Consider the following 278-nt stretch of genomic DNA (forward strand, 5'->3'; position numbering starts at 1 on the left):
CGATAGCGTTTTTCAACGCCCGTTTTATAAAGAGCTAACTTTCTACGCAGGAAGTTCATTCCGGTTTGCTTCATTTGATTTTCTCCATTATTAGTTTTTTAAATTCTGGATCGTGGATATCTATTCCTTCGATTAATGTCCTACCAACATATCCAAATTGCTTTTCGTTTTCTAAAAGCTCTTGCTTTTTCTTTTGGTAATATTTTTCAATATCACGTATTTTTTTAGGCTTAGTAGAGTTTTTGACATTAGTCTTTAACTCTGCTTCTTTACGTTCT

The 278-nt window shown here is 32.7% G+C and carries 1 protein-coding gene; it reads right to left on the reverse strand.

Features of this window, described 5'->3' with window-relative positions; genetic code table 11:
- Positions 1-70 precede the first annotated feature (70 nt).
- Positions 71-278, reverse strand: a 208-nt coding sequence (locus P8629_RS11730; RefSeq protein ID WP_278166307.1) for a hypothetical protein, incomplete at its 5' end; no start/stop codon positions are given.

The sequence above is a fragment of the Hydrogenovibrio sp. 3SP14C1 genome (assembly GCF_029625905.1).
Taxonomy (GTDB): domain Bacteria; phylum Pseudomonadota; class Gammaproteobacteria; order Thiomicrospirales; family Thiomicrospiraceae; genus Hydrogenovibrio.